This is a genomic window from Bradyrhizobium sp. HKCCYLS3077 (assembly GCF_051167555.1).
GTDB lineage: Bacteria > Pseudomonadota > Alphaproteobacteria > Rhizobiales > Xanthobacteraceae > Bradyrhizobium.
Map to the genome: position 1 here is coordinate 206224 of NZ_JBNPTH010000009.1, position 19792 is coordinate 226015.

Annotated in this window: 17 protein-coding genes; 3 read left to right on the forward strand and 14 right to left on the reverse strand. The window is 66.7% G+C overall.

The genetic code is table 11. The features are described from left to right. Window positions 1-15: 15 nt before the first annotated feature. The 3 genes from ACQR0Z_RS31090 to ACQR0Z_RS31100 all read right to left on the reverse strand — a co-directional run bounded on the left by ACQR0Z_RS31090 (window position 16) and on the right by ACQR0Z_RS31100 (window position 3211). The gene (locus ACQR0Z_RS31090; RefSeq protein ID WP_434921174.1) at window positions 16-1038 is read right to left on the reverse strand and encodes an NADP-dependent oxidoreductase; all 1023 of its coding nucleotides are present in this window, start codon (window positions 1036-1038) and stop codon (window positions 16-18) included. A gap of 185 nt (window positions 1039-1223) precedes the next feature. Next, the gene (guaB, locus tag ACQR0Z_RS31095; RefSeq protein WP_315719632.1) at window positions 1224-2711 is read right to left on the reverse strand and encodes an IMP dehydrogenase; all 1488 of its coding nucleotides are present in this window, start codon (window positions 2709-2711) and stop codon (window positions 1224-1226) included. Window positions 2712-2962: 251 nt separating this feature from the next. Beyond that, complete coding sequence (locus ACQR0Z_RS31100; RefSeq protein WP_434921175.1) at window positions 2963-3211, reverse strand: hypothetical protein; 249 nt, start codon at window positions 3209-3211, stop codon at window positions 2963-2965. Window positions 3212-3351: 140 nt separating this feature from the next. On the opposite strand from ACQR0Z_RS31100, the gene ACQR0Z_RS31105 reads away from it, so the two are divergent. After that, window positions 3352-4839, forward strand: coding sequence for a DHA2 family efflux MFS transporter permease subunit (locus tag ACQR0Z_RS31105; RefSeq protein ID WP_434921176.1), 1488 nt, complete (start codon window positions 3352-3354; stop codon window positions 4837-4839). Between the two features lie 10 nt (window positions 4840-4849). Here ACQR0Z_RS31105 and ACQR0Z_RS31110 read toward each other — a convergent pair whose 3' ends face one another. Further along, entirely contained in the window at window positions 4850-6022 is a 1173-nt protein-coding gene (locus tag ACQR0Z_RS31110; protein ID WP_434857485.1) for a sialate O-acetylesterase, read from the reverse strand. A gap of 302 nt (window positions 6023-6324) precedes the next feature. Here ACQR0Z_RS31110 and ACQR0Z_RS31115 point away from each other — a divergent pair, with 302 nt between their 5' ends. Then, window positions 6325-7749 (forward strand): O-antigen ligase family protein, encoded by a 1425-nt coding sequence (locus ACQR0Z_RS31115; protein WP_434921177.1) that lies wholly within the window; start codon window positions 6325-6327, stop codon window positions 7747-7749. Here the strand turns inward: ACQR0Z_RS31115 and ACQR0Z_RS31120 are convergent. After that, on the reverse strand, window positions 7734-8747 hold the full coding sequence (locus ACQR0Z_RS31120; protein WP_434921178.1) for an acyltransferase family protein: 1014 nt from the start codon (window positions 8745-8747) through the stop codon (window positions 7734-7736). The genes ACQR0Z_RS31115 and ACQR0Z_RS31120 overlap by 16 nt on opposite strands. 322 nt (window positions 8748-9069) lie before the next feature. On the opposite strand from ACQR0Z_RS31120, the gene ACQR0Z_RS31125 reads away from it, so the two are divergent. After that, window positions 9070-9603 carry a DUF1003 domain-containing protein gene (locus ACQR0Z_RS31125; RefSeq protein WP_434857488.1) on the forward strand — a complete coding sequence of 178 codons (534 nt, stop codon included), beginning with the start codon at window positions 9070-9072 and terminating at the stop codon, window positions 9601-9603. A gap of 442 nt (window positions 9604-10045) precedes the next feature. Here ACQR0Z_RS31125 and ACQR0Z_RS31130 read toward each other — a convergent pair whose 3' ends face one another. From ACQR0Z_RS31130 to ACQR0Z_RS31170, 9 genes are all read right to left on the reverse strand, one after another. Further along, window positions 10046-12013, reverse strand: a complete 1968-nt coding sequence (locus tag ACQR0Z_RS31130; protein WP_434921179.1) for a glycosyltransferase family 2 protein — start codon at window positions 12011-12013, stop codon at window positions 10046-10048. Continuing rightward, window positions 12013-13230, reverse strand: a complete 1218-nt coding sequence (locus tag ACQR0Z_RS31135) for a hypothetical protein (RefSeq protein WP_434921180.1) — start codon at window positions 13228-13230, stop codon at window positions 12013-12015. Before ACQR0Z_RS31135 ends, ACQR0Z_RS31130 begins: the two co-directional genes overlap by 1 nt. Further along, on the reverse strand, window positions 13227-14702 hold the full coding sequence (locus tag ACQR0Z_RS31140) for an HlyD family secretion protein (RefSeq protein WP_434921181.1): 1476 nt from the start codon (window positions 14700-14702) through the stop codon (window positions 13227-13229). The genes ACQR0Z_RS31135 and ACQR0Z_RS31140 overlap by 4 nt, the downstream gene beginning before the upstream one ends. A gap of 200 nt (window positions 14703-14902) precedes the next feature. Continuing rightward, the gene (locus ACQR0Z_RS31145) at window positions 14903-16402 is read right to left on the reverse strand and encodes a tripartite tricarboxylate transporter permease (RefSeq protein ID WP_434876843.1); all 1500 of its coding nucleotides are present in this window, start codon (window positions 16400-16402) and stop codon (window positions 14903-14905) included. Further along, window positions 16402-16920, reverse strand: a complete 519-nt coding sequence (locus tag ACQR0Z_RS31150) for a tripartite tricarboxylate transporter TctB family protein (RefSeq protein ID WP_434921182.1) — start codon at window positions 16918-16920, stop codon at window positions 16402-16404. Before ACQR0Z_RS31150 ends, ACQR0Z_RS31145 begins: the two co-directional genes overlap by 1 nt. Further along, window positions 16917-17840, reverse strand: coding sequence for a Bug family tripartite tricarboxylate transporter substrate binding protein (locus ACQR0Z_RS31155; RefSeq protein ID WP_434857805.1), 924 nt, complete (start codon window positions 17838-17840; stop codon window positions 16917-16919). Before ACQR0Z_RS31155 ends, ACQR0Z_RS31150 begins: the two co-directional genes overlap by 4 nt. A 227-nt stretch (window positions 17841-18067) precedes the next feature. Next, window positions 18068-18430, reverse strand: a complete 363-nt coding sequence (locus ACQR0Z_RS31160; protein ID WP_434921183.1) for a hypothetical protein — start codon at window positions 18428-18430, stop codon at window positions 18068-18070. 80 nt (window positions 18431-18510) lie between these two features. Continuing rightward, window positions 18511-18780, reverse strand: coding sequence for a DUF3551 domain-containing protein (locus tag ACQR0Z_RS31165; RefSeq protein WP_434921184.1), 270 nt, complete (start codon window positions 18778-18780; stop codon window positions 18511-18513). Between the two features lie 102 nt (window positions 18781-18882). Beyond that, window positions 18883-19578: an RlmE family RNA methyltransferase gene (locus ACQR0Z_RS31170; protein WP_434921185.1), complete on the reverse strand. Its 696-nt coding sequence runs from the start codon at window positions 19576-19578 to the stop codon at window positions 18883-18885. Between the last annotated feature and the right edge of the window lie 214 nt (window positions 19579-19792).

Sequence of the window (19792 nt, forward strand, 5' to 3'; positions counted from 1 at the left end):
CACATCAAGTGTGGCTCAGGCTTTATCCGGCCCAACCCGCACCAGCTGCTTGCCGAAGTTTGCCCCCTTTAGCAGGCCCATGAACGCCTCCGGCGCGTTCTCCAGGCCCTCGGTGACGTGCTCCTTGTACTTGACCTTGCCGTCGCGGACCCAGGACGACATGTCCTTGAGGAAGTCGCCATGGCGCGAGGCGAAGTCGGAGACGATGAAGCCGCGGATCAGGAGCCGCTTGGTCAGCACGTTGCGCATCAGCGCGCCGGCCCATTTCGGCGAGGCCGACTGGGTGTCGTTGTAATGCGCGATCAGGCCGCAGACGGGCATGCGGGCGAAGGCGTTGAACAGCGGGAACACCGCCTCGAACACCGGGCCGCCGACATTCTCGAAATAGACGTCGATGCCCTTCGGGCACGCCTCTTTCAGCTTGGCGGCGAGATCGGGATCGCGATGGTCGAGGCAGTCGTCGAAGCCGAATTCGGATCGAACGTAGTCGCATTTGTCCTTGCCGCCGGCGATGCCGATGGCGCGGGCGCCCTTGATCTTGGCGATCTGGCCCACGGCCGAGCCGACCGCGCCGGAGGCGGCGGCAACGACGACGGTCTCACCCGCCTTGGGCTGGCCGATGTCCAGGAGGCCCGTGTAGGCGGTCATGCCGGGCATGCCAAGCACGCCCACGGCGGTCGAGATCGGCGCGAGGCTCGGGTCGACCTTGGACAAGCCCTTGCCGTCGGAGATCGCATGCGTCTGCCAGCCGGCGCGCGCCAGCACGATGTCGCCGGGCTTGAAGCCGGGATTGTTGGAGGCCACGACCTCGCACACGGTCCCCGCCTCCATCACGCCGCCGACCGGCACCGGCTGGGCATAGGACGGCCCGTCGCTCATGCGCCCGCGCATGTAGGGATCGAGCGACAGCCAGATCGTGCGCAGCAGCACCTCGCCGGCGCCGGGCGTCGGCACGGCAAAATCCTCGAGGCGGAAATCGGACGGCTTGGGCTCGCCGACGGGACGCGCGGCGAGAACGATGCGCTTGGCTTGGGACATGGTGTTTCCTCTTCTTTGTTGGTTGTAATCGGCAGATTTGGTGGCCTCATGGTTCGAGACGCGCCGCAAGAGGCGGCGCTCCTCACCATGAGGGTTGAAAGCTTCGCTGCGCCAAGACTCCTCGTCCTGAGGAGCGCGCCCACTTGGGCGCGCGTCTCGAAGGACGGCCGCGAACTCCGTCGAGCCTACGCCCCGCCCGGATAGTTCGGGCTCTCGCGCGTGATCGTCACGTCGTGGACGTGGCTTTCGCGCAGGCCTGCGCCGGTGATGCGGACGAACTCGGCCTTGGCGTGGAAGTCCTCCAGCGTCTTGGCGCCGACATAGCCCATGGCGGCACGGAGACCGCCGGCGAGCTGATGCATGACGTTGCCGACCGGGCCCTTGTAGGGCACCTGGCCCTCGATGCCCTCCGGCACGAGCTTCAAGGTGTCCTTGATGTCCTGCTGGAAGTAGCGGTCGGCCGAGCCGCGCGCCATCGCGCCGACCGAGCCCATGCCGCGATAGGCCTTGTAGGAGCGGCCCTGCCATAGGAACACTTCGCCGGGGGTCTCGTCAGTGCCGGCGAGCAGCGAGCCGACCATGGCGACATCGGCGCCGGCGGCGAGCGCCTTGGCGAGGTCGCCGGAGAACTTGATGCCGCCATCGGCGATGACCGGCACGTCGGCCTTCTTGGCGGCCTCGACCGCATCCATGATCGCGGTGAGCTGCGGCACGCCGACGCCGGCGACGATGCGGGTGGTGCAGATCGAGCCCGGGCCGATGCCGACCTTGACGGCGTCAGCGCCGGCATCGATCAGCGCCTGGGCGCCGTCGCGGGTGGCGATGTTGCCGGCGATCACCTGCACTGCGTTGGAGATGCGCTTGATACGGTTGACCGCTTCCAGCACGCGCGAGGAATGGCCATGCGCGGTATCGACCACGACGAGGTCGACACCGGCCTCGATCAGCTTCTCGGTGCGCTCGAAACCGCCCTCGCCCACTGTGGTCGCGGCGGCGACACGGAGCCGCCCCTGCGCGTCCTTGCAGGCGAGCGGATGCGCGACCGCCTTCTCCATGTCCTTGACAGTGATCAGGCCGACGCAGCGATACTGATCGTCGACGACGAGCAGCTTCTCGATGCGGTGCTTGTGCAGGATCTTCTTGGCCTCGTCCTGGCCGACGCCCTCGCGCACGGTGACGAGGTTCTCATGCGTCATCAGCTCGGAGATCTTCTGCCGCGGATCGGTGGCGAAGCGCACGTCGCGGTTGGTGAGGATGCCGACCAGCTTGCCGGGGATGCCTTTGCTGCCGCCGGTCACCACGGGGATGCCGGAGAAGCCGTAATCCTTCATCAGCGCCAGCGCGTCGGCGAGCGTCGCGTCCGGCGAGATCGTCAGCGGGTTCACCACCATGCCGGATTCGAACTTCTTGACCTGGCGCACCTGGGCGGCCTGGCCCTCGGGATCGAAATTGCGATGGATCACCCCGACACCGCCGGCCTGCGCCATGGCGATGGCCATGCGCGCCTCGGTGACGGTATCCATGGCGGACGCCATGATCGGAATGTTCAGCGGGATCTCGCGCGTCACGCGCGAGCGGATGTCGACCTCGGAGGGAAGCACATCGGACAGGCCCGGCTTCAAGAGCACGTCGTCGAAGGTGAAGGCTTCGCGAAGTGTCTGCACGGTCGCCATCGTCAACTCCTTGTCTGCGGCCTCACCGGCCGCGATGGGATCTAAGGATGAGCGGCGCCGCCGTCGAGACCATGCCTCGCCGTCGAATCGGAGCCCATCGGTGGGGTTGACGCGGGTCGATAGCATGGGCCTGTGACGAATCAAAGGGCCGATCCGCCCTCCTCCCGCGATTGCGAAAGACGGCCCGGATCGGCCCCAGATGCGCAACAAAACGTCGCCAAAGCCCCGATTCCGGGGCAGAAGTTCCGCCGCTAGCGCCAGGCGCCCGGCGGCGGCCCGTAGCGGCGGATGGCGTCGACCACCTCGCGGTGGCGCCGGTCCTCCCGCCGCATGTGCACGGCGATCAGGGCGTGCGCCGAGGGCACCAGCAGCAGCACGTGGAAGAACAGGCCGAGCACCAGGCAGACCACACACAGCAGCAGGTTGAAGATGGCCGCGAACAGCTGCCCGTTGAGCAGCAGACCCAGCGGCGGCACCAACGCGGCGAGCAGGTAGATCATCGGCACATCTCCCAAAAACACAGGACGCGACAGCGTCGCGCTGCATTTGGGGGGCCATGCCAGCAGCGCAATGGCCCCGTTCGTCGCAGGGTGTTAAAGCCCCGGCGCCGGCTCCGCCTCCTTGCCCTCCCCAGGATTCGATGAACAAGCAACGAATCATTCCGCTGATCGTCGCCACCGCCCTGTTCATGGAGAACATGGACTCCACGGTCATCGCGACCTCGCTGCCGGCGATCGCCAGGGATATCGGCACCAGCCCGCTGACCTTGAAGCTCGCGATCACCTCCTATCTGCTGTCGCTCGCGGTGTTCATCCCGGCGAGCGGCTGGACCGCCGACCGGTTCGGCGCGCGGCGCGTGTTCTCCATCGCGGTCGCGGTGTTCATGATCGGCTCGATCGGCTGCGCGCTCGCCAACTCCGTCGAGAATTTCGTGTTCGCGCGCATCCTGCAGGGCATGGGCGGCGCGATGATGACCCCGGTCGGCCGTCTCGTCCTGCTGCGCTCCGTCGACAAGAGCGCGCTGGTCGGCGCGATGGCCTGGGTGACGATCCCCGCGCTGATCGGGCCCGTGATCGGGCCGCCGGTCGGCGGCTTCATCACCACCTATTTCTCCTGGCACTGGATCTTCCTGATCAACATCCCGATCGGCATCGTCGGCATCATCATGGCGCTGCGCTTCATCGATCCGATCAAGAGCGACAATCCAGAGCCGTTCGATCTCTATGGCATGGTGCTCGCCGGCATTGGCCTCGCCGGCCTCGCCTTCGGCCTCTCAGTCGCCGGCCTCAACCTGCTGCCGTGGTCGGTGGTCGGCAGTCTCGTCGCGATCGGCGCGATCTCGATGACGCTCTATGTCCGGCACTCCTGGCGCACCAATTCGCCGGTGCTCGACTTCTCGCTGCTGCGGCTGCCCACCTTGCGGGCCTCGATCGTCGGCGGCTTCATGTTCCGGCTCGGCATTGGCGCCCTGCCCTTCCTGCTGCCGCTCCTGATGCAGCTCGGCTTTGGCCTGTCGCCGTTCCAGTCCGGCCTCGTGACGTTCGGCTCCTCGGCCGGCGCGATGGGCATGAAGGCGCTGGCGGCGCGGCTGATCAAGGCCTTCGGCTTCCGCCATTTGATGACCGTCAACGCCGTCGTCAGCTCGGTCTTCCTCGCCGCCTGCGCGCTGTTCACGCCGGCGACGCCGCTCTTGCTGATCGTCATCATCCTGTTCGTCGGCGGCTTCTTCCGCTCGCTGCAATTCACCGCGATCAACACGGTGGCCTATGCCGAGGTCGAGACCGCGCAGATGAGCCGCGCCACCACGCTCACCAGCGTCAACCAGCAGCTCGCGATCTCCGCCGGCGTCGCCGTCGGCGCGTTCTCGGTGGAGACCACGATGTGGGCGCATGGCGCGAGCGAGCTGACCGCCACCTCCTTCGCGCCGGCCTTCATCGTCGTCGCGATCACCTCGGCGCTGTCGTCGTTCTTCTTCTGGCAGATGCCGGATGACGCCGGCAGCGAGATCTCGGGCCGCAAGGTCGCGGCGATCGCGAGTCGCAAGGGCGCAGAGAAAGGCGCCGAGAAGGCCGCGACGAAATCGGCCAGCGAAACCACGCACGACGCGCGGGATCAGAAGCTCGGCTGAGTGCCGCGGCTCAGGGCTTCCGCGGCGCGGACTTCCAGTAGTCGGCCAGGCGATCGGCCCACATCTTTGCGTGCTGCTCGGTGCCGGCGCGGCTCATATGACAGCGGTCGTGGCGCAGCGGCAGCCCGATCTGGTCGGTGTCCGGACCGGGATAGACCCCGAGCGAGGGGTTCGGCACGGCGGCCTGCGCGGACCGGATGATCTCGTCAGGAATGGTGCCGCAGAGCGTCGCCTTGGCCACGAAGATCGGCGCGGTCACGTCGGCGGCGCGCAGGCCCGCAATGATCTCGAGATCATTGCGCAGGTAGGACAGCCGTGCCGCCTCCTTCATCTTCGCGGTCACCTGCAAGTGCGTGCCGTCCTCCGCCCCGTTGGTCGCGAACGCAAAGGCATTACCTTCGCCCTGATGCCAGAGCACCGCGCTCGGCTCGAGACCCACGTCGCGCAGCCCTGCAAGGGTCGACAGCAGCACCTCGAAATATTTGCCGCCGCGGGCGCGCCATTCCTCCACATAGGTGCCGCCGATCGCGGCAGGCGCAATCACGACGGTCTTCGCAAGCCCGCGGTCAATCAGTTCGTCCCCGAGCCGGGTGGCGACGTTCTCTCCGTCGCTCGTGGTCCCGAGCAACGGGTTGCGCGCCACGTAGCAGCGGCCGTCGAAGCGGTCGAAATTATAGAACCGGTGACGCGGCTGATAGAGCTTGCCGCTCCGATCCGGCGCACCGTTGTTGGCGATGTTCGATTGCCCTGCGGTCAGCAGCACCACCAGCCCGTCGCGCGGAATGGATTCGCAGGGAACCGGCGTGGCCTGGCTGCGCGCCTCCTCATTGTCCGGCAGCAGACAGCGCGATGCATTTCCGCCCGCGATGAAATCCGCGTCCGACCCGTAGAGCACCTGCGCGAGATTGCGCCCCTTCAGCAGGTTCTGCACCTCGGGATCGTCGCTCGCACCGTCGATCCGGCGATCGATGTCGTCGAAGACTGCGGCACGCGCACGCACCTGCGCCACCAGGGCCTGAAAGCTCGGTCGTGTCGAGATCGCGCCCACGGCGCAGGATACGCAGTTGCCGTCGCGCGACTTGGCCGAGGTGGTCGGCAGGCAGAGATCGCGCGGCGGCAGCACTTCCGCGGCGTCGGCTGGGACGGCCCAGCAGAGCAACCACAGACCGGCAACGATTGACATCGATACGCTTCGCATCGGCTCCAGCCCATCAACGAGGAGAGTTTGGCTCTGTAACAAGGAATTGGACGATCACGTCGTCCACCATCGTTCCGGGGCAATTCTCAATGCGCAGCCGCGACGCGGCTGCGCGTTGAGGATTGAACCGGGAATCTCGACATGGTGGACGCAAGACAATCTCGAGATTTCGGGTTCAAGGCCGGCGGCCTTGCCCCGGAATGACGGGGGTTGTGACGCAGGACCATTGGACGCGCTCGCTCGCGGAGACAGGTCGCAAACAGGCTTTTCCATTATAGTCCGCTGCCATGAAGGAAAGCCGAATCGACGCGCGGCCGCTCGCCGCCATGGCAATGGATTGCTGGCCGACCGCGCTTCTGCTGGCGGGAACGATCCTCGCTGTCCCTGCCCTCGGCGGATTGGTGCGACCGGTCTTCATCCTCGGCTGCGCCCTCACGGGTTGGTTTGCATGGCGCCGCAACGCCGCGGCTCACGTCCAGTCGGCGATCCTCATGTTTGCCTTCGCCCCGTTCGTGCGTCGCCTGGTCGACGTCTCCGCGGGCTTCGACTCCTCGGGCATCATGCTGAGCGGTCCCCTGCTGTTCATCCTCGCGCCGATCCCGAGCCTCGTCCTCTCGCCGGCGGACAAGGCCGCTTCGCGCAATCCGTGGCTGGTGCCGCCGCTCATCATCCTGGCCTGCATCCTCTACGGCGGCGCGCTGTCGATGTTCCAGAACGACTGGTTCAACGCCGCCAATGGCGGAATGAAATGGGCCGCGCCGGTGCTCTATGCGATCGCGCTGCAGCAGCAGGCAAGATCCGACACCGTCCTGATCGACGCGATCACGCGCGCGTTCATGCTGGTCCTGCCGCTCACCGGACTCTACGGCATCTGGCAGTATGTCGATCCGCAGGACTGGGACCGGTTCTGGATGGTGAATGCCAGCATCACCTCGGCCGGCTATCCGCTGCCCTATATGGTGCGCGTATTCAGCACGATGAACGGTCCTGCCAGCTATGCGACCTTCACGGCCACCGGCCTGCTGCTGGTCGGCTTCCTGCGGCCGGGATGGCTGGCCATGGCCGTGATGGCGCCGGCGGCGCTCGGCCTGCTGCTGTCGCTCTATCGCACCAGCTGGATCACGCTCGCCGTGGGCGTCCTGTTCTGCCTGTTCTTTCCCGCCACGCGAATGCGCTCCGCGTCGCTGACGCTCGGACTGCTGGCCGCGGTGGTCGTGACCGTGCTGTTCACGCCGTTCGCGGACGTCATCACCTCCCGTCTGGAGTCGCTCGGCAGCGTGTCGCAGGACAGCAGCGGCAGCGAGCGGCTCGAAGAGTTCGTGACGCTGTGGAATGCACCGAACAGCATGGTTCTGGGATCGGGCTTCACCATCCTGGACGTCGGCGTCGCCGGCACGATGCCGATCGACGGGCAGATCATCGCAAGCTGGGTGACGATGGGCATCCCGGTCGGGCTGATCTGCCTCGCGGCCTACATCTGGGTTGGTCTCACGGCCACCAGTGCCGCCTGGCGGCTGCCAACGCGCGAGGGCGTCGTGCTCGGCGCGCTCGCCATCAGCGCGCTCTTGATCCAGCTGCCGCTCACCAGCATCTCCTCGGGCGAAGTGTCGGCGCTGTTCTGGATGCTGGTCGCGATGGCCTGCCCGAGCGACCAGACGGCCGGCCAGTCCCAGCCCGCCGTCGGCCGACAGCAGCATCAGACCGGGGCCTGATCGGACGCGACACGCGGCGCGATCGCCGCAGATCGCGCCTTGCGCTTGGCAGGCGCCGCAAGTCCAACCAGCGCGAGCAGATGCAATCGCTGCAGGACCACATGGGCGATCAGAGGAAGCACGACACCCGCCGCGGTTCCGGCCAACAGATAGAGCCAGGGCCACGTCGGGATGTGCGCCTTGAGCATGATGATGCGCATGCCCGAGCCGGCGAGGATGTGCAGCACATAGATCGTCATCGACGTGACGCCGACGGCGGCGAGCCAGCGGTGACGCGTGGGGTCGAGCAGCCGGCACAGCACGACCATGCCGGCGATTCCGAGCACGCAGGCGGGCAGCGAGGCAAGGCTGTTGGCGTCCATGCCGGACAGCTCCCCGCCGAGCGCCACCGCGGCGGCGAACGCTGCGGTGATCATGATCAGCAGCGGCCAGCCCCGCGGGCGCCATTCCGCCATCAGGCGGGCGCCGTACAGGCCAGCGACATAGAACGGCAGGTGATGCAAGGTCAGCGCGAGATCCGGCCGGACAGGAAGCATGAGGAAAATCGCGAAACCTGCGACCGCCAGTGAAACCAGCACCGTCCGTGACGGGACGAGCACCGCGATCAAATGGCAGAGCATCAGTGCGTAGAGAAACCAGAACTGCGCGATCGGGCGATACCAGATCGCAGCGAGATCGCCGGGATGGATCGGAATGTTGGCATCCCGCGCCAGCAGCATCGTGGTCCCGCCCTGGATCAGCGACCACAGCACGTAGGGATAGGCGATGGTCCAGAGCTTGGATTCGAGGAAGGAGCGCGCGCCCTTCCGCAGGCTGTGCTGCACATTCAGGCCGGCCAGGAAAACGAACAGCGGCATGTGGAACGTGTAGAGCGTGTAGTCCATCCAGCGCGCCAGCGCGCCGTCCGGAAAGATGCCTGGGCGTACCAGGCCGCCGAGCACATGACCGTAGACGACCAGGATCACGCCGATGCCGCGCGCGTAATCGATCCACACCATGCGCGTGGTGTCAGCCGACGCCCTCTGCGTTCCAGCATCCATGCCCGACAGGCCCTGCCCTCGCGCAGCGCGTCCGGTCCATCATCCCTGCGACGCCCGCGCGGTATTCCGTCTTGTCGTTACATACCGCACCGGGCTTTGCTGTGCCGTCACTTCCAGCCGAGACGTGGCGCATTCGAATGTTAGTCTTAATCAATCATAAGCCGCTGTTCGCCCATTCCTGAGAGCGCGAGACGGGCCATCCGCTCGGGCCGGCCAAGTTGCCTCACGAAGCGGGGCGTTCCTTGCGGGAACGGTCCTGGGCGCGCCTCGTTGCCCCGCCATGACCCGAGAACTCGCACCCGATCCCGCACCCGGCCCGGGGCTTACTCCCGCCCTCGAACGCAACATTCAGGCGCTGGTCGACCGCCGCAAGCGCGAGCGGACCGAGGCGACCGCGCAGCAGAAGGTTGCCGACGCCATCACGCGGTTCACGGGGTCGATGACCTTCGTGTACCTGCATCTGTTCGGCTTCGGCTTCTGGATCGTCGCCAACCTGCATCTGGTGCCCGGCGTGCCCGCCTGGGACGAAAGCTTCGTCGTGCTGGCGATGATCGCCTCGGTCGAGGCGATCTTCCTCTCGACCTTCGTGCTGATCTCGCAGAACCGGATGGCCGGCGAAGCCGACAAGCGCGCCGACCTCGATCTGCAGATCAGCCTGCTGACGGAGCACGAGCTGACGCAGGTCGTGACGCTCTTGAACCAGATGGCGAAGCAGATGGGCATCGAGCCGGACGCCAAGCCCGAGCTGCGCGACGCGTCCAAGGACATCGCGCCGGAACGCGTGCTCGACAAGATCGAGGAAGCGCAACGGTGATACGCGTCCGAGAGCTCTGCGCTGAGTTTATACGCTCGTCTCTCTCCACCGTCATTCCGGGGCGGGCGGAGCGTGAGGCCGACGCTCGTCGGCCTCACGTGGAGCACGAGCCCGGAATCCATAACCACGGCTGGTCATGAGATCGCTGTGGCCCTGATCCTCGTCACATGACGGCCTGTGGTTATGGATTCCGGGCTGGCGCTACGCGCCCCCCGGAATGACCAGAGAAGAGATTGCGTACTCTCCCGCTATGATTCCGCGGCGTGTAGCGCGTAGGGTGGGCAAAGGCGCTGCCGTGCTGTGTCCTTGATGTGAGCTCGCGGTGGCGCCGTGCCCACCGACTCCCTCGGCCTGCGCGGATCGACGGTGGGCACGCCGCCGCCTGCGGCGGCTGCTTTGCCCCCCTACGGCAGCGGATGCACGTGAGCGAGGTGCGGCCTTATCACCGTCCCAAGAAGCCACGGCGGGCGAGACCTGCGAGGGCGCCGCGCAGGCGGGCGCGACCGCTGATGACTCCGCAGGAGGAGCTGAACAGGCGAACCACGAGCTGGCGTCGCTGCGCTTCGGTTGGCTGCAGGCGAAGGTGCGTCAACGTCTTCGACACAGCCTCGACGGAGGCATCGATCCAGCCGAGACCGTCGAGATGGACGGGCATCGCGCTTCCCGGACTGCAACGGCGCGAGCCAGTCACGCGCGCAGACGACAGCGCGAGCGCCTCGACGCGACACGGTACGACCTCGCCACCGCGTGCCAGCCACCCTGCCTCGTCCGTCGGAAACAGATCTTCAGCCCGCGGCAGCTCGAAGCAGACCAGGAACGCGATGAAGGAAATGAGCATCGCAATGCCGGCCCACAGCAGGTTGAAATAGTCGATCGACGAGATCTCGCTCGCGGCATTCGGCGATACGAAGGCCCAGACGATGGCCGCCGCCGAGCTCGCGGCAATCAGCCCGAAGATCGCGGCGAGCTTGCCATGCACGCGCGGCTGGGAGCGGTCGCCACCCTTGTCGGTGACCTTGAACGGGCGGCCGAACGGCCGGATCGCCGCGCTGACCAGGGTCGCCGTGATGGCGAAACACGTCACCGCATGCGTCGCCTCCATGAACAGCGGCAACGTCTTGGACCGCGAGATCCAGCCCATGTAGATGATGGTGCCGAGCAGCGCGGGCACGCCGTAGCGCAGGAACGAGAGATAGTCGGCCTCGAACGCCGGCAACCCTGCGAACCAATAGATCGGCGGCGCGATCAGGAGCAGCACCATGAACGGCTTGCACAGCCAGTTGAGCACGCCATGCAGGAAGTGCCAGCGCTGGGTGAAGCTGTAGCCGCGGCTGCGCATCGGACCGTCGCGCAGCAGCGCGACCTGGATCGTGCCCAGGCACCAGCGCGCGCGCTGGGTGATGTATTCTGGCACGCCTTCCGCCGACAGGCCGAAGCTGAGCGGCTCGTTGAGCCAGACCGTACGGAAGCCACGCTTGAGCAGCGTGTAGGTGAGATTGAGATCCTCGGAGATCGCCGCATGCGGGAAGCCGCCGATCTCCACGAGCCGCTCGCGGCGCACGACGAAAGACGTGCCGACGCAGAACGCGCAGCCCCACGCATCCTTGGCCGGCTGGAACACGTCGAAGAAGAAGCGCTGGTCGTCGACCCAATGGCCCGATGCCAGCAGATTGTGCTGGATCGGATCGGGGTTGTAGTAGAACTGCGGCGTCTGCACGACGGCGATGTCCGGCTCGGACAGCAGCAGGCCCACCGTGCGCTGCAGGAAATCGCGGCGCGGCGCGAAGTCGGCGTCGAGCACGAGAATGACAGGCGCGTTCGACTCCTGCCCTGTGGCTGCGAGCGCGTTGTTGAGATTGCCGGCCTTGGCGCCCTTGTTGTTCGGCCGGGTCAGATGACACGCGCCGACCTCGTCGCAGAACGCGCGCAGCCAGTCGCGGCGGGTGTCGTCGAGCACCCAGACCGTTTTGCTGGCGTAGTCGAGCGCCAGCGCGGCGAGGATCGAGCGCTCCACGATCTCCATCGGCTCGTCATAGGTGCAGATGAAGATGTCGACGGCCGGCTGCTCGCCCCGCTCTGCCAGCGCGCGCCGCGCGGCATCGGCCTGCCCCGAGCGGTCGACGCTGCGGGTGAGGATCAGGATCGACATCAGCGTATAGGTGATCGCAATGATCTCCAGCGTGATGAACAATCGCGGCCACAGCGCCTGCAAGGTCAGATCGAACGCCGGCAGCGTGTCGTGCCAGCGCCACAGCGTGTAGATCAGCAGGAACGCGGCCGTGGTGGCGCCGAACAGGACGCGGTCGCGGAGCCGCGTCGGGTCGAGCAGCCGGGCCGTGACGAGGAGCCCGAGCAGGACGCCGAGGTCGGTCGAAAGGACCGACGGTGCATTGCTGGCGGTCGGAAACATCAGGGCACCTTCGCGCCGGTGAACGGATTCCAGCCGGTCTCGGCGAGCACGGCCCAGGCGCTGGCGCCGAGATGCGGCCGCTTGTAATAGAAGAAGTCCTGGATGGTGGTCGCGCCCGTCGGATCGATCGACAGCCCGGTGGTGAGACGCGCGTTGCGCGTCGCGTTCAGCAGTCCCGTCGCCGTCCGGTCGGCTCGGAATCCCGCGACAAGCCGCTCGCTCGACGCGGCGTTTCCGACCATGCGATAAGCCAGTGCGGCCTGTGCGGTGCCCTCGACCCAGACGCCGTCGCGATCGCCGTTGAAGTCGAAACCGCCATCCACCGCGAGCTTGCTTTCGGCGAACCCGAGCGCCTTGCGCCAGGCGGGCGCATCGGGCACCGCCATCCACGGCCAGAGCTGCACGTCGAGCGCCAGCAGATTGGCATCGGCAAGGCCGCCGTCGGGCTTGGTGCCGAGCAGGAAGTGATCGCCGCGGAAGCTGCGATCGAGCAGCCGTCGCGCCGTCAGCGCGGCGTCCTGATAGCGCGGCTCGGACGTGAGACGATGCAGCCATGACGCGACCGCGTAGACGTCGGCATTGTGCTCGGTCGACATCCAGGTGAGGCGCACCTGCTGCGGATCGTAGCCGTGGAAGCCGCCGCTGAAACCGTCTGTTCCGTGGCTCGCGTTGACGATGATCCAGTCCATCAGCCGACGCGCGCTCGACAGATAGGCCGCCTCACCGGTCGCCTCATGCAGCGTCAGCAGCGCCAGCGCCGCCCAGGCGACATTGCCGGTCGCGGTGCCGTCCTGCGCGGGGTCCTCGCCCCAGATGTTGTTCTGGTGATCCCACCACCCCGGCAGCAGCGCGGCGCCGGCGCCGACGGGACCGGCGCGATAGGCGTTGCGGAGACGGCCGTCCTGGAAGCTGCGATCGTTGCCGGCCGCGTGCACCAGCGCATTGCCGATCACGCGAGCTTCGTTGACGTGCCCGCACGCGACGAGCGCGATCGCCGCCAGCGCGTTGTCATAGGTGAAGGCCGTCGTCGAGAGGCCGAGCGGCAGCCCCTCCTCATCGGCACCCGGCTCGTAGGAGCGGATGAATGCCGCATCATGACCGGCGAGCTTTGGCCCCACGGCCTGTGCAAGTCCTGCGCATAAAGGCGTTTCGGCGCGCAGCGGCATGACGCTGCCGAGCAGCGCCGTCGCGATGATGACCATGGATGCGAGCCTCATTGCGCAGACCCCGCATGCGCCGCCGGAAGCCAGTGCTCGTCCAGCTCAGGCGGTTGAACCGGTTGCGACCGCAAGGCGGAGTCGAGCTTGGTGACGCCGGCCCGCCGTATGGCTTCATCCGGCTCGGACGGATCAAGATCGGTAAGCGAGGCCACCAGGTGGCCGAGCCGCCGCCAGGTCACCGACATCGACGGTACGATGCCGTTGTCGCGGGTCACGGTCACCCACTGCCCGACCGTGCAGGCCGGCGTCGCGGCGGAAGCCGGCTGCGCTGCAGGCATGTCCTCGGCCGCATCCGGCGTGATCATCACATAGAGCTCGCGCCGCTCGGTCTGCGGAAACGGCACGGCGAAGCGCTCGTCGACCTTGTCGCTGGTCTTCGGCAGCACGGCACTGACGGTGCCGCTATGAAAGCCGCCGCCGTCGATCCGCACCTTGGTGCCCGGCTTCATCGCTTCACCCTGCCGATAGGAGAAGATCGCGACGACGAAGCGCTTGTCGCAATCGACGACGGAAGCGATCGTATCGCCCGCACTGACGTGGCGTCCCGTGTCGGCCCCGACCGCCAGCACCTTGCCGGGACCGGGCGACAATACGTCGGCGGACGCGAGCCTTGCCAGCCGCGCGCGCTCGGACTTGATCAGGCCTTCGAGGTCGCCGAGCACGGCGGATTGCTGCTTCTCCTCGATCTCCATGCGCCGGGCATCGAGATCGATGTCGCGGCGCTTCTGCGCAAGCATGTTGAGCGCGACCAGATCCTCGCCGACATAGATGCCGGCGTTCAGCGCCTTCAGCTGCGTCAGCTTCTGGTTCAGTTTCGCATTCTGCGCGTCGGTGTCGTGCAGCGCCGCCGCATATTGCTGCTCGGTCGGCTTGACCATGTCGAGGCTGGCGGCGTCGCGCGCGACCATGCGGTTCTGCCGGTCGACGATCGCCTTCTTCTCGCTGCTCTGCGCGTTGGACTGCGCCACGCGTGCGCGGAGTTCCTCGATCTGCGACTGCAACTGCGCCTTCAACTGCTCGGCCTGGCTCGCGATCTCCTGGTCGAGCGAGCCGACATAGCTGATGTCGGATTGATGTTTCGCACGGGTGGCGTCGAGCTTCTGGCGCGCGTCTCCCGCCTTCTCCTCCAGCGAGATCAGCGTGGTGCGGTCGAGCCGCGGATTGGTGATCTCGGCCAAGCGATCCCCGGCGTTCACCTCGCCGCCCTGCTTCGCGGTGAGCGTCTCGACCTGGCCCGCGATTGGCGAGGTCAGCAGCATGACGGGGGCGTTGACGACGGCCCGGTCGGACTGGTCGGCAACGATCGGCGGCACCACCGCCGTCAGCATCAGCGCCGACAGGATGCCGGCGACGCCGATGGCGGAGGCACGCAGGATCACAGGGTGCCGCGGCGGACGCGCCGGTGTCGTCGGCGCGGATCGAGGAGGTGCGGCGGCCGGCTTGAAACCGTCATCGAAGCGATCGGTCATCGGGTCTCTTTCGGTTTGGGGTGACACGCCCCGAAAGACGCCTCCTCCAGTTGATCCGAGGTTCCAAGCCTCGGTCTCGATGGTTGAAGCGCAAACCAGATCACGCGGACATCGTTTCAAGCCGGATCCGATGTTCGTCCCTTCTCCCGGTCACGTTATGTTGCACTGCAATGGCGCGGTTCCTGCTGGCCGCGCCACACTCAATCCTCATTCGCCTTGAAGCGTCCGAGTCCCTTCAAGATGAACGGCGCGACGAGTGCGATCAGCGCGACAACTAACAACGTCGCGGAGATCGGAGATTGCAGCAGGGTCATGGGATCGCCGAGGCTGATCGCCAGCGCGCGGCGCAACTGGCTCTCGGCGATCGGGCCTAAGATCAGGCCGACCACGACAGGCGCGATCGGAAAATCGAAGCGGCGCATCAGGAAACCGAGCACGCCGAAGCCCGCCAGCATCGACAACTCCACTACCGACGGCTTCGCCGCGATGGTGCCCATGGTCGCGAATACGAGGATGCCGGCGTACAGCCAGGGCGTCGGGATCTTGAGGAGCCGCACCCACAGGCCGACCAGCGGCAGATTCAAAACTAGCAGCATCGTGTTGGCGATGAACAGACTCGCGATCAGGCCCCAGACGAGATCGGGCCGTTCGGCGAACAGCAGCGGTCCCGGGTTGAGGCCGTATTGCTGGAAGCCGGCGAGCATCATCGCCGCCGTCGCGGATGTCGGCAGGCCGAGCGTCAGCAATGGCACCAGCGTGCCGGCGGCGGAGGCGTTGTTCGCAGCCTCCGGACCGGCGACGCCTTCGATCGCGCCCTTGCCGAACTCATCAGGATATTTGGTCAAACGCCGCTCGGTCGAATACGACAGGAAGGTCGGAATTTCAGCCCCGCCGGCCGGCAGCGCCCCGATCGGGAAGCCGAACGCCGTGCCGCGCAGCCACGGCTTCCAGGAGCGCTTCCAGTCCTCGCGCGTCATCCACAGCGAGCCTTTGACGGCCTCGATCTTCTCCTCGGTGTGATGCCGCCGCGAAGCGACGTAGAGCGCCTCGCCGACCGCGAACAGGCCGACCGCCAAGGTCGTCACCTCGACGCCATCCAGCAGCTCGGGCACGCCGAAGGCGAGCCGCGCCTGTCCCGTCAGCTTGTCGATGCCGACGAGGCCAAGCGTCAGGCCGATGAACAGGCTGGTCAGGCCGCGGATCGGTGAATCGCCGAAGGTCGCAGAGACCGTGATGAAGGCGACGCACATCAGCGCGAAGTAATCCTCGGGGCCGAAGCGCACGGCGATGTCGACGAGATAGGGCGACAGGAAAGCCAAGCCGATGGTCGCGATCGTGCCCGCGACAAAGGAGCCGATCGCCGAGGTCGCCAGCGCCGGGCCGCCGCGACCCGCCTTGGCCATCTTGTTGCCCTCGAGCGCGGTCGCCATCGAGGCGCTCTCGCCGGGGGTGTTGATCAGGATCGCGGTGGTCGAGCCGCCATACATGCCGCCGTAATAGATGCCGGCGAACATGATCAGTGAACCGCCGGGATCGAGCTTGTAGGTGACCGGCAACAGCAGCGCGACGGTGAGCGCCGGGCCGATGCCCGGCAGCACGCCGACGGCGGTGCCGAGGAAGACGCCGATCAGCGCATAGAGCAGGTTCATGGGCTGGACGGCGATCGCCATCCCATGCGCGAGCGCGGCGAAGGTGTCCATCAGAGCAGTCTTTCGAGCGGACCGGCGGGGAGGCTCAGGGTGAGCAGACGATCGAAGGCCATGTAGATCAAGGTCGTCAGCAGCGCGCCGATGACGAGATCAGTGATAAAGGCGCGGCGGCCGAACGCCGCCGATGTCGTGACGAACAGCGCCGTCGTGGCGAGGATGAAGCCGCCGCCGAAACCGATGATGGCAATCAGCAGAGCGAGACCGACGAGGATCAGCAGCACCGCGACCGGATCCGCGCTCTCGCGCGGCGGCAGGTTGCCCCTGATGGCGTCGATCAGATTGGCCAGCGCGAGAATGCCGAGCCCGATCGCGATCACGACCGGCATGACCTGCGGCCCCATGCCGTACATCGTCGTCGCCGGGATCTGGTTGGCGTCGTAGACCAGCACCAGCGCGACGGCGGCCAGCAAGGCCGCAATGACGATGCCGGCCTTGTCGATGCCGGCCTTTTCGATGCCAGACTTGTCGACATCTCGCGGGGACGTCTCCGTTCCGGCGCTGTCCGTCATGACTTGACGAGGCCGACCGACTTCAGCACGTCGGTGACGCGGACATTCTCCTTCTTCAGGAAGTCGGCGAAGGCGTCACCCGCGAGATAGGCGTCATCCCAGCCCTTCTGCTTCAGGATGTCCTTCCACGCATCCGACTTGACCATCTTCTCGACGGCCTCGCTCAGCGTCTTCTTCTGCTCCGGCGTGATACCGGGCGCCGCCACCACCGAGCGCCAATTGGCGAGCACGAGGTCGATGCCCTGCTCCTTGAAGGTCGGGATGTCGACGCCGGGAATGCGGTTCTCCGAGGACACGCCGATCGCACGCAGCTTGCCGCTCTTGATCTGCCCGTCATACTCGGACAGACCCGAGATACCGGCGGTGACCTTGCCGCCGAGGATCGCCGCGAGCGATTCGCCGCCGCCGGAGAACGGGATGTAGTTGACCTTCTTGGCATCGGCCCCGACGGTGCCGGCGAACAGCGCCGCCATCACATGATCGACGCCGCCGGCCGAGCCCCCGGCGAAGGTGACCTTGGCAATGTCGGCCTTCAGCGCCGCCGCGAGATCCTGCGCGGTCTTGATCGGCGAGTTCGCGGGCACGACGATGACCTGGATCTCCTCGGTCAGCCGCGCGATCGGCGTCACCTGCTCCAGGGTCACCGGCGACTTGTTCATGGCGAGCGCGCCGACCATGACGAAGCCGTTGACCATCAGCTGGTTGCCGTCACCCTTGGCGCCGTTGACGAACTGCGCGATGCCGACCGTGCCGCCCGCACCCGCCACGTTGGTCACCTGAACGCTGCGCGCCACGCCCGACGCGACGAAGGCCTGCTGCATCGCCCGCGCGGTCTGGTCCCAGCCGCCGCCGGGGGCGGCCGGCGCCATCACCTTGAGTTCGAGTTGCTGGGCGGAGACCGGCGCACCGGCAAGGGTCATCAGCGCGACGGCGGCGCCGAACAGGCGCGTACGGAACGATGTCAAAGCAGTCCTCCGGGATGGGCCGAACCAGCGGCTCGCGTTTCTTCTCTTGCCTCTCATGCGCGGCATATCAGCGGGAAAAGCCGCCCCTGTCCAGACAGGATCGGTCGGCGCGCATGTCGGCACCGGCTCGCCCCCGCTTGTGCGCCTGCAGCGAAGCGCACGTAAGGGCTGCCCTTGTGACGCTAGCCGCAGGTCCAGATCATGCCGATCGGCGTTCGCGTCCAGCACGGCCCGAAGCTGCCGCCATTGTATTGGCCGCGGTAGAAGCCGGGACGGCCGAAATAGTGCCATTCGCCGTTGTACAGCATGTATTTCGGCGTGCCGTCGATGTACCAGTTCCGGCGGCTGCCACGCGGCGGCCCGTTGCGCATCGCCTCCTTGTCCGCGTAGAGCGGGAGGCTGTTGTTGGGCGGCTGCCTGTAGCCGGGCAGGAAGCCATAGCCCTGCCAGCGCTGCGCCTTGCGCTTGTGCGACGGTGCGGCGAACGCGATCGTGGGCACCAGCAGCAGGAGCGTCGCGATCGCGAGGATGGAACGGTACGACATGGCGGCAGCCTGCTGGATGGTGTGTCTCAACTATTCGACGCGATCACGGCACGGCAATGGCCGTTGCGTCACCGAAGATTTCAATGATGACGCCGGTGCGCGCGACGCGGCGGCGGCGCGTAGAACGGATTGAGGTCGCACATTGCCGAGCGGCCGGAGGCCGTCGCGCGACATTGCGGCAACGACGTATAGCTGCAGTCGATCCACTCGCCGCCGCCGAACCGGCCGCCTTCATAGACCTTCATGCACACGGGATAGCGCGGATCGTACGCCTGGGCTTGCGCGGCGTCCGACACGGCGCCCCCGACCATCAAACCCAGCGCGAGGACGCTCCAGTTCAGGACACGCATGCAGGATCTCCGGAATCGGTCTCGCCGGCCCAAAGCCGATTCCCGAGACCAGACATTGCACCTGCTCTGTATCCCCAGGGCGTGGCCGTCGCAATGACGCCATTACAACAGGTCCGTCGGCTCTCCGCCGCGGAACCCCATCGCCAGCACGTAGCGCTCCGACGAATCCTGCCGGCTCGCGGCCGGCTTGACGTGACGCACGGTGGCGTAATCGCGCTTGAGCTGGGCCAGGAGTTCGGCGTCGGCGCCGCTCTGGAACGTCTTGGCGAGGAAGCTGCCGCCGGGCTTGAGCACCTCGCTGGCGAAATGCGCGGCGAGCTCGACGAGGCCGACGATGCGCAACTGGTCGGTCTTGCGATGACCTGTCGTGTTGGCCGCCATGTCCGACATGACCACGTCGGCGCGCCCGCCCATCATGGCGCGGAGCTTTTCCGGCGCATCCTGGGCGTGGAAATCGAGCTGGGCAAAGGTCACGCCCGGGATCTCGCCCATCTCCAGCAGGTCGATCGCGACCACCTTGCCTTTGCCCGCCTCGGCGCCGACCCGCCGCGCCGCGATCTGGCTCCAGCCGCCGGGCGCGGCGCCGAGATCGACCACGGTCATGCCGGGCTTGAGCATGTGATATTTGTCGTCGATTTCGATCAGCTTGTAGGTCGCACGCGAGCGATAGCCGTCGCGCTTGGCCTGCGCGACATAGGGATCGTTGAGCTGGCGCTCCAGCCAGAGTTTCGAGGACAGCTTGCGCTTGCCCCCGGTCTTGACCTGCACATGCATGCGGCCGGTGGTGTCTTTTGCCATGTGGGTCTCTGTGGTGGTCCTGCGACCCATTGTCGATGGATCGCTTGCTACTCAAACAACAACAGCCGTTGCGAGCGTCACCCTCCCCTGGAGGGGGAGGGTCGATCGGGAGCGAAGCGAGCGATCGGGGTGGGGTGAGCCACAGAAAGACTGCCCGTTGGGCTCACCCCACCCCGACTCCCATTCGCTGCGCTCATGGGAGCCGACCCTCCCC

Excerpts from the sequence above, each read along its gene's own strand:
- ACQR0Z_RS31120 (WP_434921178.1), bottom strand. The coding sequence starts at position 8,747 with ATGGTGTGGATCGATTACGCGCGCGGCATCGGCGTGATCCTGGTCGTC.
- ACQR0Z_RS31140 (WP_434921181.1), bottom strand. The coding sequence starts at position 14,702 with ATGACCGATCGCTTCGATGACGGTTTCAAGCCGGCCGCCGCACCTCCT.
- ACQR0Z_RS31155 (WP_434857805.1), bottom strand. The coding sequence starts at position 17,840 with ATGACCCTTGCCGGTGCGCCGGTCTCCGCCCAGCAACTCGAACTCAAG.
- ACQR0Z_RS31150 (WP_434921182.1), bottom strand. The coding sequence starts at position 16,920 with ATGACGGACAGCGCCGGAACGGAGACGTCCCCGCGAGATGTCGACAAG.
- ACQR0Z_RS31160 (WP_434921183.1), bottom strand. The coding sequence starts at position 18,430 with ATGTCGTACCGTTCCATCCTCGCGATCGCGACGCTCCTGCTGCTGGTG.
- guaB (WP_315719632.1), bottom strand. The coding sequence starts at position 2,711 with ATGGCGACCGTGCAGACACTTCGCGAAGCCTTCACCTTCGACGACGTG.
- ACQR0Z_RS31125 (WP_434857488.1), top strand. The coding sequence starts at position 9,070 with ATGACCCGAGAACTCGCACCCGATCCCGCACCCGGCCCGGGGCTTACT.
- ACQR0Z_RS31170 (WP_434921185.1), bottom strand. The coding sequence starts at position 19,578 with ATGGCAAAAGACACCACCGGCCGCATGCATGTGCAGGTCAAGACCGGG.
- ACQR0Z_RS31145 (WP_434876843.1), bottom strand. The coding sequence starts at position 16,402 with ATGGACACCTTCGCCGCGCTCGCGCATGGGATGGCGATCGCCGTCCAG.
- ACQR0Z_RS31135 (WP_434921180.1), bottom strand. The coding sequence starts at position 13,230 with ATGAGGCTCGCATCCATGGTCATCATCGCGACGGCGCTGCTCGGCAGC.
- ACQR0Z_RS31110 (WP_434857485.1), bottom strand. The coding sequence starts at position 6,022 with ATGTCAATCGTTGCCGGTCTGTGGTTGCTCTGCTGGGCCGTCCCAGCC.
- ACQR0Z_RS31115 (WP_434921177.1), top strand. The coding sequence starts at position 6,325 with ATGAAGGAAAGCCGAATCGACGCGCGGCCGCTCGCCGCCATGGCAATG.
- ACQR0Z_RS31105 (WP_434921176.1), top strand. The coding sequence starts at position 3,352 with ATGAACAAGCAACGAATCATTCCGCTGATCGTCGCCACCGCCCTGTTC.
- ACQR0Z_RS31100 (WP_434921175.1), bottom strand. The coding sequence starts at position 3,211 with ATGATCTACCTGCTCGCCGCGTTGGTGCCGCCGCTGGGTCTGCTGCTC.
- ACQR0Z_RS31130 (WP_434921179.1), bottom strand. The coding sequence starts at position 12,013 with ATGTTTCCGACCGCCAGCAATGCACCGTCGGTCCTTTCGACCGACCTC.
- ACQR0Z_RS31090 (WP_434921174.1), bottom strand. The coding sequence starts at position 1,038 with ATGTCCCAAGCCAAGCGCATCGTTCTCGCCGCGCGTCCCGTCGGCGAG.
- ACQR0Z_RS31165 (WP_434921184.1), bottom strand. The coding sequence starts at position 18,780 with ATGCGTGTCCTGAACTGGAGCGTCCTCGCGCTGGGTTTGATGGTCGGG.